Origin of the sequence: Paenibacillus sp. FSL R5-0766, assembly GCF_037971845.1 — a bacterium.
Lineage (GTDB): Bacteria > Bacillota > Bacilli > Paenibacillales > Paenibacillaceae > Paenibacillus.
On the sequence record NZ_CP150227.1, the window covers coordinates 4,485,251 to 4,501,295 of the forward strand.

Annotated in this window: 14 protein-coding genes; 1 reads left to right on the plus strand and 13 read right to left on the minus strand. The window is 45.2% G+C overall.

Annotated features, from left to right (window positions below):
- Window positions 1–44 precede the first annotated feature (44 nt).
- Window positions 45–2,018, minus strand: a complete 1,974-nt coding sequence (locus MKY66_RS19395; RefSeq protein WP_076215820.1) for an AraC family transcriptional regulator — start codon at window positions 2,016–2,018, stop codon at window positions 45–47.
- Window positions 2,019–2,190: 172 nt separating this feature from the next.
- Window positions 2,191–2,448 carry a hypothetical protein gene (locus tag MKY66_RS19400; RefSeq protein ID WP_076215817.1) on the minus strand — a complete coding sequence of 86 codons (258 nt, stop codon included), beginning with the start codon at window positions 2,446–2,448 and terminating at the stop codon, window positions 2,191–2,193.
- Window positions 2,449–2,575: 127 nt separating this feature from the next.
- Between MKY66_RS19400 and MKY66_RS19405 the strand changes: the two genes are divergently transcribed.
- Window positions 2,576–3,388 carry a FlxA-like family protein gene (locus tag MKY66_RS19405; RefSeq protein WP_076215814.1) on the plus strand — a complete coding sequence of 271 codons (813 nt, stop codon included), beginning with the start codon at window positions 2,576–2,578 and terminating at the stop codon, window positions 3,386–3,388.
- 184 nt (window positions 3,389–3,572) lie between these two features.
- Here the strand turns inward: MKY66_RS19405 and MKY66_RS19410 are convergent, their stop codons facing one another.
- The 11 genes from MKY66_RS19410 to xseA form a co-directional block, all read right to left on the minus strand.
- Window positions 3,573–4,529 (minus strand): GGDEF domain-containing protein, encoded by a 957-nt coding sequence (locus MKY66_RS19410; RefSeq protein WP_076215811.1) that lies wholly within the window; start codon window positions 4,527–4,529, stop codon window positions 3,573–3,575.
- A gap of 424 nt (window positions 4,530–4,953) precedes the next feature.
- Complete coding sequence (spo0A, locus tag MKY66_RS19415; RefSeq protein WP_237175719.1) at window positions 4,954–5,772, minus strand: sporulation transcription factor Spo0A; 819 nt, start codon at window positions 5,770–5,772, stop codon at window positions 4,954–4,956.
- Between the two features lie 187 nt (window positions 5,773–5,959).
- On the minus strand, window positions 5,960–7,288 hold the full coding sequence (gene spoIVB / locus MKY66_RS19420; RefSeq protein ID WP_076215808.1) for a SpoIVB peptidase: 1,329 nt from the start codon (window positions 7,286–7,288) through the stop codon (window positions 5,960–5,962).
- A 120-nt stretch (window positions 7,289–7,408) separates the two neighbouring features.
- Window positions 7,409–9,127, minus strand: a complete 1,719-nt coding sequence (recN, locus tag MKY66_RS19425; protein ID WP_076215806.1) for a DNA repair protein RecN — start codon at window positions 9,125–9,127, stop codon at window positions 7,409–7,411.
- Between the two features lie 240 nt (window positions 9,128–9,367).
- Complete coding sequence (gene argR / locus MKY66_RS19430; RefSeq protein ID WP_017687604.1) at window positions 9,368–9,817, minus strand: transcriptional regulator ArgR; 450 nt, start codon at window positions 9,815–9,817, stop codon at window positions 9,368–9,370.
- An 84-nt stretch (window positions 9,818–9,901) separates the two neighbouring features.
- On the minus strand, window positions 9,902–10,387 hold the full coding sequence (locus MKY66_RS19435; protein WP_076215803.1) for a hypothetical protein: 486 nt from the start codon (window positions 10,385–10,387) through the stop codon (window positions 9,902–9,904).
- An 84-nt stretch (window positions 10,388–10,471) separates the two neighbouring features.
- On the minus strand, window positions 10,472–11,317 hold the full coding sequence (locus tag MKY66_RS19440; RefSeq protein WP_076215800.1) for a TlyA family RNA methyltransferase: 846 nt from the start codon (window positions 11,315–11,317) through the stop codon (window positions 10,472–10,474).
- 22 nt (window positions 11,318–11,339) lie between these two features.
- Entirely contained in the window at window positions 11,340–13,247 is a 1,908-nt protein-coding gene (gene dxs, locus MKY66_RS19445; protein WP_076215797.1) for a 1-deoxy-D-xylulose-5-phosphate synthase, read from the minus strand.
- A 283-nt stretch (window positions 13,248–13,530) separates the two neighbouring features.
- Window positions 13,531–14,454 (minus strand): polyprenyl synthetase family protein, encoded by a 924-nt coding sequence (locus tag MKY66_RS19450; protein WP_083657343.1) that lies wholly within the window; start codon window positions 14,452–14,454, stop codon window positions 13,531–13,533.
- Window positions 14,429–14,686, minus strand: coding sequence for an exodeoxyribonuclease VII small subunit (xseB, locus tag MKY66_RS19455; protein WP_017687599.1), 258 nt, complete (start codon window positions 14,684–14,686; stop codon window positions 14,429–14,431). The genes MKY66_RS19450 and xseB overlap by 26 nt, the downstream gene beginning before the upstream one ends.
- The gene (xseA, locus tag MKY66_RS19460; RefSeq protein ID WP_076215792.1) at window positions 14,676–16,040 is read right to left on the minus strand and encodes an exodeoxyribonuclease VII large subunit; all 1,365 of its coding nucleotides are present in this window, start codon (window positions 16,038–16,040) and stop codon (window positions 14,676–14,678) included. The genes xseB and xseA overlap by 11 nt, the downstream gene beginning before the upstream one ends.
- Between the last annotated feature and the right edge of the window lie 5 nt (window positions 16,041–16,045).

The window sequence follows — 16,045 nt, forward strand, 5'->3', positions numbered from 1 at the left end:
AAACATTTCTTGTACAAAAATTCTACGAACACATCTGCTCTTTACTATTGGACTCTTGGAGCCGCCAACAGCTTTTCAACGACAAAATCAATTTGTTTATTGATTGAATAGATATCCGAATAGTAGAAGAAATCAAAATCAATTTCAATTAGGCGACCTTCTTTAACAGCCGGGATGCTACTCCATATTGGATCATCCGTAAGGTTATCTGCCCCTTCATACACCGAACGAAACACGTAGTCCCCGATATATTCAGGCAGTACTTCCATGGATAGATTAGAGCCTCCCGCTTCCGAAACTACATCAATTTTCTTTTGTACCACTTCAGGTGCTTTCATCCCCAAGTATTCATATAGTGCCTGAGATCCTCGGCCATATTGCTTGCTCTCTACAACGACCATACCTTTCAAACCGCCCTCCACAATGGAAACCGTTTTGTCCAATATGCCTGCATCTGCTAGTGTTTGCTTACTCTCTTCGACTTTGCTATTAAGATTATTGATTAATGTCTCAGCTTCCTGTTCTTTGCCAAAAATACTCGCTATACTCTGGAGTCTTTCTTCTGTTGTCATTTTCTCGTATGGAATATATACCGTAGGTGCGATATCCTTTAACAACGTATACGTCTCTTCTGAAGGAACAATGATCAGATCCGGATCAAGGTCAATGACAGCTTCAGGATTCGGTTCGAACCAGGTGCCTAGTGAATTTACACCTTCAAGCTCACTCTTGTAGGCAGCCCCGTTGAATACTTCAGATGTAGCAATTGGCTTAATTCCAAGCGCAACGACGTCTCCCTGCAGATATAGTACAACAACCCGTTTAGGATTTGCTGGAACAACCACATCCCCCTTAACCGTTGAGACTGTGCGTGTTTCATTGTCTTTGTTCGTTTGGCTTCCTGTATCTGATGACACGGCCGTACTGCTGTTATTGGAACTGGCACCTGTTCCTTCGCCAGCAGTTGTTGTTGTAGCTGTACCTGAAGAACAGGCTGCGAGCAGCATCGTTATGCTCAATAATGCAACCATAATCATACTGGAACTGGTTTTTCTTCTTTTCATTGGTGTAGACCCTCCGTCTATATATTGATAATGATTCTCATAATCAATATATCCCGACTTCCAATTCAGGCCAATGGACGATTCAGAGATTCGGAATGGACGATCCTCTGTTCGCCCCTCTGCTCTCATCTTCCGTTGATATAGAATCGGCGAGATTCCTACATGTTTTTTGAAGATACGACTAAAATAGTACACATCCGAATAACCCACTTCTGCTGCAATTTCACTCAGCGTTGCATCAGATCGTACAAGCAGATTTCGAGCCTTGGCGATTCGAGTCTGAATTAAATAATCAATGGGACTGTGACCCGTCTGTCGTTTGAATTGCATGGATAAATGACGGGAGCTGTAGTTGAATTGTTCAGCTAGGAAATCAAGCGTGACCTGTTCCCTATAATGGTTCTGTATATAACGAAGTGTTTGTTTCACCGGGTCAGCAAGCTCTGTTTTGATCTCCTGCTCTGCCAACTGAACCATCATTTCATGAATGAATTGGTAAAATAAACTTTTTGTATGAAGCATATCCAGACTCCCAGATTGAATCCATGCACCCTCAAGCTCATCAAGGTAACGTAACAACCCCAGCGGACTGCTCGGTGCAAATCCATATTGCAAAGAGAACGGCGCAACTTCCGGCTGTGCCAATAACCACTTTTTACGATAACTAGGAAAGGCAAGGAATGCTCTGTAATAGAGCAGAATATATTCAAAATCTTCGTTGGTTTGGATATCCAGTGAAGATCCTTTCGCCCCATGAAGCATATGAAATCGCTCTGCCTTATATGTTTGTCCATCCAACTGAAGCACAGCCGATCCACGTATCGTATATATAAAACCATTTGCCGGAAGTATATAGGAACTCAGTTGTTCCCCTGCCTCCATAACGATCCGGCGTATATCCAGAACCTTAACAGCGGCAAGATTCCAGTATTTCATTTGTTCATCTAATTGCATCGAATACTCTCCAATCCCAGCCTCACCCGGAACAAAGGCCTTACAAGGTCATCATTCTGCCACACATTTGATAACATATGCGTAGCAGAGGTTCACTAATATACCTTCATTATAAATGATAATAATTTTCATTATCAACTGTAATTTTAGGCTGGAATTGCATTTCTTCTTATCATACAGTACTCGTTACTTTATTGTTGTTCAGAGGCCTTTTTAAACCACGCGGCCAATTCCTCCGTCTGATCTTAACGGCATCCAGTGAACTCCAGACCAGTTTGGAGTTCAAATCTTTCAGCGTCAGATTATCATAGAACTGCATGACCGACACTTCTGCTTCTGGAACGATAACCATACTGACCCGTTTCTTGGCATCTGCAATTCTGGGGTCATAATCGGCTAACCATGTCTCAGATTCTTTTTCTTTATTCAACGCTTCACCGAAATAGGCCTACATAAATGAATCCATTCTAACGAAGCAATTGATCTTCAATTACTTCTCTTAACATCCGATATATGTAAATAGAACCATGATAAAGAGTAGAAGGAGAACAGAGGATATGAATTCAATCTCATCTGCAACCAAAAGCAGTTTCACCCCCGGGAATCAAGTCTCCAATCGGGATAAAGAAATTCAGGGACTCATGCAGCAGAAGATCCGGCTCAATGAAGAAATGCAAGGTGTAAAAACCAATGACGAGTTGGATACTAAAACCAAAGCTCAGCGAATTAAATCCTTAACAAGCTCCATATCCCAGATCGACAGCCAGATTGCCCAAATTAAAGCTGAAGAATTGCAAGAAAAGAACAAATTAAGACAGCCCGAAAAAACTCAACAGCAACAACCCAAACCAACCGACGAGGCACAAGCCCCTTCACTCGATCACCTGATCAAGCATAGTCAGACTTATGATCAATTGGGTAAGTTGGTCGGTTTGCGGGATCGCATGCAGGGCTCCATTCAGACCACGGAAGGAGAAAGCCGCTTCGACCGACTTGTCCTGGAGATTAATCCTCCTACAAATGATCTCGATCCCGGCAAATCAATGATGTTGGAAAACTCAGAGCGCACCGTCTTTCAGGCAAAACGAGAGGTTGTTCAGGACATCAATTCTCAGCTCAACAAGGTCAATCAAAAGATTGGGGATCTGGTGAAAGAGATCCATCAGCCCGCACCTAAAGAGGCAGCACAAACTCCTATCTCTGCAACATCTGGAGAAGAAGATCAGGAAATTAATGACGAAAAGAAAACGGGAAGTAAGGAGCACCCATCCGACGACGGAACCACAGATCAGGAATCCGGAAACGGTCCGCAAACTCCGGCCTCTGGATCTCCTGCTGCTTCATATCCATCCGTTGATATTCGAATCTGAGTACCCTTTGCTAAAAATACTTATATGTATACATAATGAGGTTGAAGTGTTTTCGCAACACAGCACTCGACTCGAATCACATAATAGATAAACCGCTATTACAGGTGAATAACTCCTGATAAATAGCGGTTTTTCTTGTATCTTTAACGTTTGTAGCTGTAGCTACTATGAGTATTTCTTATCTCTAGCACGGAGTACCAGCGGTATCATTTGCACAGATGATACTGCCAGCAATCGCTTTACAACCTTTTTTGATGCGTGTGGCCTCATCAATTATCTGATCTATGTTTTCATATTTTCGCTTGCTATTGGTTACAACGGCGATGGATACCGACACGAGAGGAATGGGCCGATTCAGCCCGGAGCGTCCTTCCCCCAGAACATATTGATGATGCCAATCATGTTCGTTGTAAAACGTCTTTTTCATTTCCTCAAAACCTGAGATGACTTCCTCACTAATATATTTGTAATCATGGTGATTCAGGATCGTAATAAAATCATCACCACCGATATGTCCAAGAAAAGCTTCAGGGGGAACAAATAACTTGCGAAGCAAGTTAGCTGTCGCCTGAATAAGCTGATCCCCCATTTTGAATCCGTAGCTATCATTGTAGGATTTGAATTGATCGAGATCAACGTACAGTACGCTAAAATGGTCCATCTGAAGAGCCTGAGACAGCCTTTCATCGATGATATGATTACCTGGAAGACCAGTCAGCGGGTTCATAAAAATCGCCATTTCAGCCCGTACATCAGCAACAGCAAGTAGCAAACGTCGAATACTCACAGCTCCAAAGAAACTTTCCCCTGACGTGACCAACACAAGATCATATATTTCTCCTTCATCTCGGTCCATGGCTAGAACACTGACATCTGTAATCTGTTCCGAATAATCCACGACCAATGCCTGCGTGTTCATCACCAGTTCTACAGGACGTCCCATATACAGATTATAGCCATACTGGGTGCCAATCTGCTGAAAGAATCGGGGCCGCATCATTAATGACACTCCCTTCTCCCCCATAACAGCTATACCTTCCAGACTAGGATTGGACTTGAAAAGATGATAGACGATATCACATCTTGTATCAGATTGTACTACAGGAATTGGTTCAGCAATCTGGCCTATTTGCGTAAACATACTATTCTACTCCTCTGTTCGTAGCATCTAATCCAACTTTTTAAATATATATGTAGGTCTTTGTCAATGGTCACATCGTACCACTTTCTACTTGAAAAAGCGTTAACTGAGGGTAAAAGTTTATGAATTGTTTCCTTTTCTGAATTTTGCTATAGGGAGCTTTGTTTAATGCAGAAACTCTAAATTCAGAAACAATCATGCAAAATTAAATTTCATCATCATGTTCTGTGTTATTTCGTTATGCAAAAATACCGTCAATTATTGGATATCTTGAATCCAATAATTGACGGTATTCGTTGGCATATATTACAGAAGTTTATCGGCATGAAATGAACGAGTTCAGATATAGGCCGCCAAAATTCATTTGGCTAGAACATATAATGAAATCAAACTATTACTTGCCTACTCACTACTCCTGACCCTTTCAGCTTACCTTATGCTCAATTCTCAGCTTGTCAGCAACCATCGCGATGAATTCCGAATTTGTCGGCTTCGACTTGCTGATGTTGATCGTGTAACCAAACAAGTGGCTGATGCTGTCGATGTTACCGCGAGTCCATGCCACTTCAATGGCATGACGGATGGCACGTTCGACGCGGGATGGCGTGGTTTTGAATTTTTCGGCAATCGCCGGATACAGTGTTTTGGTGATGGCTCCCAAAATTTCGATATTGTTATACACCATCGTAATCGCTTCGCGCAAATACTGATATCCCTTAATATGCGCAGGAACGCCGATTTCATGTATGATGGACGTAATATTTGCATCCAGATTTTTGTGTTTGCCCATTGGCACAACATTGGATGATTTCATGAACATGGATGATCCGCTGCTTGTGGACATCGCCGTCTGTGTTCCCACCAGTTGACGCACACGATTCGCAAGCACTTCCATGTCAAACGGCTTAAGAATATAATAAGAAGCTCCGAGTTGCACGGCACGCTGTGTGATATTCTCTTGTCCGAATGCCGTAAGCATGATGACTTTAGGCTGTGGAGACAGGTTCAGGTCGCGCAAGCGCTCAAGCACACCCAGTCCGTCCAGGTGAGGCATGATAATATCCAGAATCAATACATCCGGCACATCCCGAGTTTGCTCCAGCAATTGCAGTACTTCTTCTCCATTGTATGCAATACCGGTTACTTCCATATCTTCCTGCTCAGATATATATTCGGCAAGCAAATTCGTAAATTCACGATTATCATCGGCCAGCAATACCTCAATTTTTTTGCAAAACGGTATCCTCCTTTAAATTAAACATCGTTTCGTACATTTCCTTACACGTTTAATTTTCGACACAGCGAGTTAAATTCCTCCTGTCGAAAATTATTTTTCTTTATTTTTTTTTCTTGTTCCTATATAATAAATAATTTATTTCATTATCCGATATATTATGTTTGCTTTCGACAAAAAAGAACCTCAGGGCTGTTTAGCCAGCCTTGAGGTTCTTATCGTTTTCCTTTTTCATCATAACGCCAGCATCTTGTAACATCCATTCAATGAAGCAACCGTAACCCGATTTCGGATCATTCACGAATACATGAGTAACTGCACCAATCAACTTACCGTTTTGTACAATGGGGCTGCCACTCATCCCTTGAACAATACCTCCGGTCTTATCCAGCAGTTTCGGGTCCGTGATTCGAAGTACCAGACCTTTTGTTGCTGGTTCGGTTTGATCTGCCACGTGAACAATGTCAATGGAGAAGCGTTCAACCTGTTGACCGTCAACCACGGTAAGTATTTCGGCCGGTCCTTCCTTTACTTCATGAGAAAAAGCGACGGGAATGCCTTTCGAATACAAACTGTGCTCAGGATTTCCGGACATTTTACCAAAGATGCCAAAAGCCGTATTACGTTCAATATTGCCCAAAATTTTGCTTTCCTTGAGGAAATGAGCACGTTTTTCACCCGGATCACCGGTCTCACTTTTAGAAATGGACGTCACATTGGACTGAACAATCTGACCACTACCCACAACAATAGATGTTTGTGTGTTCATATCTGTAATCACATGGCCCAGTGCGCCGTATACGCCCTGATCTGGAGCATAGAAGGTAAGTGTGCCAACACCGGCTGCAGAATCACGAATATACAATCCAAGCCTCCACGCTTGATCCTCGGAGTCATACGCCGGAGTTAATCGTGTCTTCACCGTTTCCTTACCACGTTTTAACACAACATCAATACCCTTTTTACTTTTACCTGCAAGTTCAACGGCTTCAGAGACACCTGCCACGCCATCAAGACGTTTACCATCCATATGAGTAATCAGATCTCCGAGCTTAATGCCAGCCGTTTCTCCTGGCGATACACGCTCATCCTGCCCAGAATGTACCAGATGATGACCTACCACCAGAATGCCTGCCGATTTAACTTTGACGCCAATCGTTTGACCCCCGGGTACAACACGCAAATCCGGTATCACATTCACATGGACTGTTTTGACCGGAATTTTACCCCACAACTTCAACGTTAATTTGGCATGTCCCGTCTGTTGGGGGTGAAGATGCAAAGGTTGTTGCCTGGTAACATGCATCGCTGCCTGATCATCCAAACCAACGATATCAGGACGATCTACAACGGCGCTTGAAGCAGCAGGTACAGCGAGCCGGACATCCGCTTGCCTGCCAGCAAACACCTGCAATTCATCCGGCAGTGAAGCATAACTTTGCACAGGCTGAATGGCCTGGCTAATCACACAAAGAAAGAAGGCAAATAAAAGACCTAGCAATTTCTTCCTGAGGGGGGAATTCAATGGCTGTCACACTCCCTTTGCTTCTTTCGCTTGACGAAAGGTGGTCGCCAATTGCGTACCTTTAAGATAACCTCGCCCCCAGGCTTTTATTACTGTCAATCATTACGCCAGCCGTCCGTTTCACCCTTTTTTGGCTTCCGCCAAATTCAGCATTTCCTGTGCGTGATGCAGTGTTTTTTCTGTAATTTCCACACCGCCCAACATACGTGCCAATTCCTTCACTCTGCCTTCGTCTGACAGCGATTCCACCTGCGTCATCGTCCGTCCATCGTAGACATGTTTCTCAATGAGATACTGATGATCTGCCATACAAGCCACTTGTGGTAAGTGCGTTATTGAGAAAACCTGACAAGTCGAAGACAAGCGGAACAGTTTTTCCGCAATGGATTGAGCTGCTCTACCGCTAACTCCGGTATCAACTTCATCAAAAATCAACACAGGTATCCGGTCATGTCGCGCAAAGATACTCTTCATCGCCAGCATCATTCTCGACAACTCACCACCTGAAGCAATCTTGCCAAGTGGTCGTAATGGCTCGCCCGGGTTCGGTGAAATCAGGAATTCCGCATTGTCCGCGCCCTGACGATTCAGACGAATACGACGTCCATTCCATTCAATGCCCTTAGGATCTTCGAAAGGAGTAATCTGAACACGCAGTGTAGTCCGCTCCATTTGCAGATCCTTGAGCTCGCTTTCCACCTGTGCAGCAAGTTCCTCGGCGCATTGTTTGCGAACCTTGCTGAGTTCTTCAGCAGACTCCATCACAAGGTTAAGCATTTTGTCACGTTCAGCTCGCAATTTCTCCAGCCGTTCGTCCTTGTTCTCCAATTGGTCGGTTTCATGGCTAATCTGCTCATAATAACTCAGAATAACTTCAACACTGTCCCCGTATTTCCGTCTGAGGCCAGAAATCAGATTCAGCCTTTGCTCCACTTCTTCCAGCCTTGCCGGATTAAATTCAATCTTCTCCCGGTAATCCCTTAACTGAAATGTCGCATCTTCCAATTGATAAAATGCGGATTGTAGCTGTTCTACGATTGGTTGCAGTCCTTTGTTATCATATCCAGAAATGTCTTCAATTCTTGAAAGAGCAATGCTCACTGCTTCAAGTCCGCGTTGACCACTGAGCAGATCATATGCACCAGCAACACTGTCCATCATTTTCTCACTATGGGATAGTTTGACCCGTTCTTCCCCGAGTAATTCATCCTCGCCTCGTGTAAGGCTTGCCGCTGCGATCTCCTCAAGCTGAAAGCGATACATGTCCAAGAGTTGATATGCCCGCTGACTGGACTCCTGAAGCGCACGCAGTTCCTTTTCCGCCGTGATAAACTTGCTGTAACGCTCTTGATACGTCGCTTTGACAGGTCCGATGACTTCGGAGCCATAAGTATCGAGAAGCCCCAGATGGCTCTCTGCACGAAGCAAACTCTGATGTTCATGTTGTCCATGAATATTGATCAGCTTCTCGCCTACTTCCCGCAGCATGGTCAGATTGACCAATTGTCCATTAATGCGGGACGTACTCTTCCCCTGGGTGTTCAGTTCACGTCGAATGACCAGATGCTCTTCAGGCTCACAATGGATACCCAGCTTCTCTAATGTCTGCCATACCGGGTGACTCTGCTCCATCTCGAACAAGGCTTCCATCTCTGCCTTATCACAACCGTACCGGATCAGATCCGCTGAACTTCGTCCACCAGCAATTAAGCCAAGTGCATCTATAATAATCGACTTACCTGCACCCGTTTCCCCTGAAAGTACATGGAATCCCGGGTGGAATACAACATCCACTTCTTCCACCACAGCCAGATTACGAATCGATAACGTAACTAACATCTGCAAAAACACCTCCGGATGACTAACTCAGAAATTATGTTTTTGAACCATTGATTTTAAGAGGTTGTTCAAAAAGTCCGCTTTTGATTACGAAGGATGCCTGGTGGCATCATCAGCATCGAATATGGAATTTAGCCGAAATGTCCGTTGCTCACGTAGTTTTCTCTACGCTCCGCTACTCCATTTCTAGCTTCATCCCATCTTCTCGGTACTGAAAACCGATCTTTTTGAACACGCACTTTAAGCAATATAACCCATGATCCGCTCAATAACGGTCACACTGTTACCTTCAGTCCGGCAGATAATCAGAATGGTATCATCTCCACAGATCGTCCCCATGACTTCATTCCACTCAATATTATCAAGTAAAGCTGCAATGGAGTTGGCTGTTCCTGGCAAACATTTCATCACAACCAGATTGTTTGTGTGATCAATGTGCAAGAAGTTGTCAACAAGTGCACGCTTCAACTTTTGAATCGGATTATATCGTTGATCTGTCGGTAAAGAGTACTTGTATCTTCCGTCATCCATCGGAATCTTGATTAACAGAAGTTCCTTGATATCTCGGGATACCGTCGCCTGAGTCACCTGAAAACCTGATTTGCGTAGTGCTTCAACCAGATCATCCTGGGTCTCAATTTCATTTTGACTAATGATTTCACGAATCTTGATGTGCCTTTGTCCCTTCATATATGCCTCCAGTTAGATGTATTGCAATAAAGCAGCATTTGTAATTCGCCGCAGACTTTGCCCTGCAATGTTCATTCTTTTATATTAGTCCAGATCATCCCCATCATACACATCTTCCTGATAGTCCATGAGCCTGATTAACTTAATATCGGAATCCTCCACGTCAACATACAGCAATCCTTCACAACCAGGATATAACAACAGATAATTGAGGAAGCGATCCCTTAGCGCAGGGCCGGTCATTTCAATTGGCTGTCTGCGACGAGACGTTTTCACCAGGTATCTGAGATCCTCACGTTCTGCAACATAATCAATGAATAATCTGCTGTAATAAACGGATTCATTGGCCTCAAAAGCCAGAGGAACTTTCATTTTGCCACCAATGACTTCGTAACCCTGTGCTTCAAGCAAGTCCAATGCCGGGGAATCCTGAATCTTCACGTTCAGTTGCATTCCAGACAAGCTTACCGGCATCGGTCGATTCACCCAATTACGCAAGCCAAAGAACAACCACAAGATCAAACAGACAGCAAGTACACCTATAACGATTGTGTCATATTGACCATCCATTATCGCTCACCTCGAAGACATATTCGAGGTTCAGTAACGATTTCCCTTTACATCAATCACCTTTCCAGCGAAAAGAAACCCATCTTATGATGAGTTTCCCGTAAATGTATGAGCTGCTTCCTTCGCAACTTGCTCTGCAAATGCGTCAAGTGAAGCTGGATCGATCTCTGGTTGTGTTGCCTCTGGTGCTTCCAGACGCCAATGTGCGAGAAATTCGATATTACCTTCTCCACCGGTTATCGGTGAAAAAGTTAAACTCTGCAGATGCAAACCAAGTTGACTGGCAAAATGAAGCATCGTCTGCAATACATCCTTGTGTACCTTCGTATCACGTACCACACCGGACTTGCCTACTTTTTCACGTCCTGCCTCAAATTGAGGTTTAATCAATGCAACGATATCTGCAGGTTGTTTCAAAAGAGCCAAAAGGGGCGGCAATATGATTCGCAGTGAAATGAACGACACATCAATGCTCGCAAAGTTCGGCACGGGTCCCGCCAGATCTTCAGGAGTCACATAGCGAAAATTAGTTCGTTCCATAACAGTAACCCGCTCATCATTACGCAAAGACCAATCGAGCTGATTATATCCCACATCAATAGCATAGACGTGAGACGCGCCATGCTGAAGTGCACAATCCGTAAATCCACCGGTGGATGAACCAATGTCGAGCATGACAAGTCCATTCATATCAAGGCCGAAATGACGGATCGCTTTTTCGAGCTTCAATCCGCCTCTGCCGACATAGGGATGTACCGAGCCTTTAACTTTCAGCTCGGCTTCCCTTGGAATTTTCATGCCCGCCTTTTCGATTGGCTCATTATTGGCATATACCAGTCCAGCCATGATTGCAGCTTTTGCCTTCTCACGACTTTCATAATAGCCCTGCTCAACCAGCAGAACATCAATTCGTTCTTTCGGGAGTGACATGTCTGTCTCCTATCATGTAAATTTACGAAGGAAAACGTGTTTTGGGTATGCCGTAAGATGATTGAACAGCCATCTTGCGCAGTTCAGCACATACATTTTCAACGGTAAGACCCACTTCCTCACGTTGTTCCTTAATACTGCCATGCTCGATGAAGCGATCCGGAATCCCCATCAGTTGCACATGTACATCATGCAGTCCCTGTTCTGCGTAGAATTCCAGAACCGCACTTCCCATGCTGCCTGCTTGGGATGCTTCTTCAAGTACAATCAATTTAGTGCCTCGAACAGCTAGATCATGCAGCATTTGCTCATCCAGAGGTTTGAGGAAGCGAGCGTTGATTACGCCTGCTGTGATACCTTCCCGCTTCACCATCTCCGCTGCTTCTTCTGCAAGCTGCACCATTGAGCCTGAAGCGATGACAGCATATCCTTCCGAAGGACGTAGTTGCTCCCATGATCCAATCGGAATCGGAACAAGTACATCATCCAAAGGTACACCAACCACATTGTTTCGTGGATAACGGTAAGCAATTGGACCTTCATTATAATCAAGCGCCGTTTTCATCATGTGGCGCAATTCATTTTCGTCTTTTGGCATCATCAGAACGATATTTGGAATATGGCGCATAAATGCCACATCGTATACCCCTTGATGTGTTTCCCCATCCGGACCAACAAACCCCGCACGGTCAATGGCAAACATCACGTTAGCGTTATGACGGCAAATATCATGTACAATCTGATCATATGCACGTTGCATAAACGTAGAATACACGGCAAAGACCGGCTTCAAGCCTTCCATAGCCAGTGCAGCACACATGGTTGCCGCATGCTGTTCTGCGATCCCTACGTCAATCATGCGGTCAGGAAATTCCTTACTAAAAGGAATGAGACCTGATCCTGTAGGCATTGCTGGCGTTACCGCTACGACCCGCTTATCCTGCTTCGCAAGATCAATTAACGTTTGACCGAATACTTCCGTGTACATCGGTTTTCCGACTGCCTTCAGCACTTGACCGGATTCAATTTTGTACGGAGAAATCCCGTGCCACTTGTGCGAATCGGCTTCTGCTGGCTGATAACCTTTGCCTTTGGTCGTAAGCACGTGAACGAGCACAGGACCATCAACGTTATCTGCCTGTTTGAAGGTTTCAATCAATTTGGGAATATCGTGCCCATCAATCGGTCCCAAATACGTGAAGCCCAGTTCTTCGAAAAGAACACCTGGTACCATCATATATTTGACACTATCTTTGATCCAGCTTGCCGATTTGGCCAAACGGTCCCCAATAGCAGGAATTTTTTTAAGCATCCCCTCGACATCATCTTTCGCTTTCAGATAATGACGATCCGAACGAATCTTGCTCAAATATTTATGCATGGCCCCAACGTTTGGAGCAATGGACATTTCATTATCATTCAGAATAACCATCAGTTTTCTCTGCTCATGACCGATATGATTAAGGGCCTCAAAAGCCATACCGCCTGTAAGCGCTCCATCACCTATCATCGCGATGACTTGATTGTTCTCACCCTTCAGATCACGTGCAAGGGCCATCCCCATCGCAGCGGACAATGAAGTACTGCTGTGTCCAGCTTCCCATACATCATGTTCGCTTTCGTTGCGTTTAACAAATCCGCACAGGCCGTTATGTTGACGCAATGTATCAAAACGATCCATACGCCCTGTCAGGACTTTATGCACATAAGCCTGATGCCCTACATCAAAAATCATTTTGTCTGCTGGACTGTTATAGCAGTAATGCAGGGCTACCGTGAGCTCAACCACGCCTAAGTTGGGTGCGAGATGCCCACCTGTAACAGACAGTTTCTCAATCAGAAACTGCCGGATCTCTGCCGACAAAAGGGCAAGATCATCCTGAGACATCGACTTTAGATCACTGGGTTGTTTAATTTGTGGAAGCAGCACGAGAATCTCCCCGCTTTCCTAGATTGTTTAGTTATTGTTGTAAATCGATATATACATTATGAATCAAATGACATTAAATCATTATAACATAAAAGAACAAGAATCATAATTTACTGCACTATACTCCCGATAACGAGCATTCTCGCCAGCAAGTTATTTAAAATTCTTCTCCATATGTATTCCCGCATCCATTCGGGACAGACTTTTTCCATCCACTCGGAAAAAGGACATTACATTCATTACACGGTTATACAGGTTTTGAAACAGACCGCTCTTTCAAAATCTAATGGTCTCGACTCATCAGATAATCTGCAATTTCCAGCAATCTGGATGCATCAGGTAACTCGGCTCTTTCAAGTGCATCTTTTGCAGATTGGGTAAGGGATTTCACTTCCTCTGCAGAAGCCTCCATGCCAATAAAATAAGGATACGTTACCTTCTGCTGATTCACATCGCTCTGTGTTTTCTTGCCCATCTTCTGCTCGTCGCCCGTCAGATCGAGAATATCATCCTGAATCTGGAACGCCAGCCCCAGATCACGTCCAAACACACGCAGTGCTTCCAATTGTCCTTCCGTTGCTCCACCGATTCGTGCTCCTGCAATGAGGGAGAAAACAATCAGGTCACCCGTTTTGTGCAAATGAATATATTGGAGCTGTGCAAGATCAGTCATGCCCTGCTCGCCTTCCATATCCGCAACTTGACCGCCGACCATGCCTCTTGCTCCAGCAAGTTCGGACATGTCCTCTACGATGGACAGCAACGCATCTGCCGCCACAGCACTACGGCGTCCAGCTTGAACAATGCTATAAAAAGCATGGGTTAAGAGCGCATCCCCTGCCAATATGGCGGTTGCCTCACCATATACCTTGTGATTCGTTAATTTTCCTCTACGGTAATCATCATTATCCATAGCAGGCAGGTCATCGTGGATCAGTGAATACGTATGAACCATCTCCACGGCGCAGGCTACCGGCATTGCAGCTGTACGCTGTGCACCGAAGGCTTCCGCCGCAGCAACGACCAGAAGAGGACGAAGGCGTTTGCCTCCGGCCATGAGTGAGTACTGCATCGCATCCGTCAGCGATTGGGGTACATCCCAGTGATCGGGAAGCGTATGTTTCAACGCTTCTGTCACCTCAGCTATGACCTCTTCGAGGTATGCTTGAAACGAAGGACGATTACTCATGGACTTCACCGCTCTCATCGTCAGCAGTTCCGAAAGGTTTCTTGCGAAGCTCTCCATCTTCTTCTACGATCATTTCGATCTTGCGTTCCACTTGTTCCAACTTCAAACCGCAAAGTTGCGAAAGTTTCATCCCGCGCTGAAACAGATCGATGGCCTGTTCCAACGGAACATCACCATGTTCCAGCTGACCTACGATGTCTTCCAATGCCGCCATTGCCTCTTCAAAATTCAATTCCGGTTCATTCGCCATGGGTATTGTCGTCCTCCTTCATTCCCCAAACCTGACAGTCCAGCTGTCCGTCTGTTAATTTAATCTTAATTGAATCTCCAGGCTGTACATCCTTCGTTGACTTGATCAATCGCTGTTCTTGCTCGTCATAGACAAGGCTGTATCCCCGTGACATGACTTTAAGTGGGCTAAGCGCATCCAGATGCCGCACAGATGATTTCCACTGTTGCTGCTTCGATCTGGTTATAGACCTGATCGCAAGTTCAAGTTGTCTGCGTGCTGCCGCATTCTCACGGCGTGCTGCATTGACCTGCTCACGAGGATTGAATCGTTGCAGTGCTGCCCGCAGACGCTCCTGCTTCTCTCCTGTCCATTTCATACGCGTATCCACTGTTCTCAAAAGCCGTTGGTGCATCATATCCAGTCGCTCCGTATGCTGCATCAAGGTACGTCTTGGATGAACCAGCACTGGCGAACGCTGTAATCTTGCGAGCCGTTCGCGATTATGTACAGCACGCTGACGCAAGCTATGCTGTAACTGGCGCTGACGTTGTCCGATCTGATCAAGCAACTCAGCTCGATTAGGTACAGCTAATTCAGCAGCTGCTGTAGGTGTAGCCGCACGCAAATCGGCTGCAAAATCAGCAATAGTGAAGTCCGTTTCGTGCCCAACCGCAGAAATGACAGGAATATCCGAAGCGACTATTGCTCTTGCCACAATCTCCTCATTAAAGGCCCACAACTCCTCCAGTGAACCGCCTCCGCGTCCAACGATAAGTACATCGGCTTCTCCCATCCGGTTCAAGTTGGCAATTGCTTTGACAATGGAAGGTGCTGCACCTTTGCCTTGTACCAGAACAGGATACAAAACAACTTTGGCAGAAGGGTATCTACGCTGAAGTGTGATCATGATGTCTCGCACCGCCGCTCCCGTCGGTGAAGTTACAACCCCGATGGTCTGTGGATAACGAGGGATCTGTCTTTTTCGCGAAGGTGAAAATAACCCTTCACCCTCGAGCTTTTTCTTCAGCTGTTCGTAAGCCAGATACAGACTTCCAATTCCGTCCGGCTGCATATGGGTAGCGTAGAATTGATACTGCCCATCCCGTTCATATACCGAGACATTACCACGGGCAATAACCCTTGCACCCTCCTTCGGTACAAAGGGTAATCGCTGGTTATGGGACGCAAACATAATTGACTTAATTCGGCTGTCCTTGTCCTTCAATGTAAAATACATATGGCCGCTGGAGTGATGCGTGAAATTCGAAATCTCCCCGCGCAGCCAGACGTCCGACAGGACCTGATCCGATTCCAGTTTCATTCGGATGTATCGGTTCAGGTCTTTGATGGAGTATATCTTCTGATCTGCCACAGACA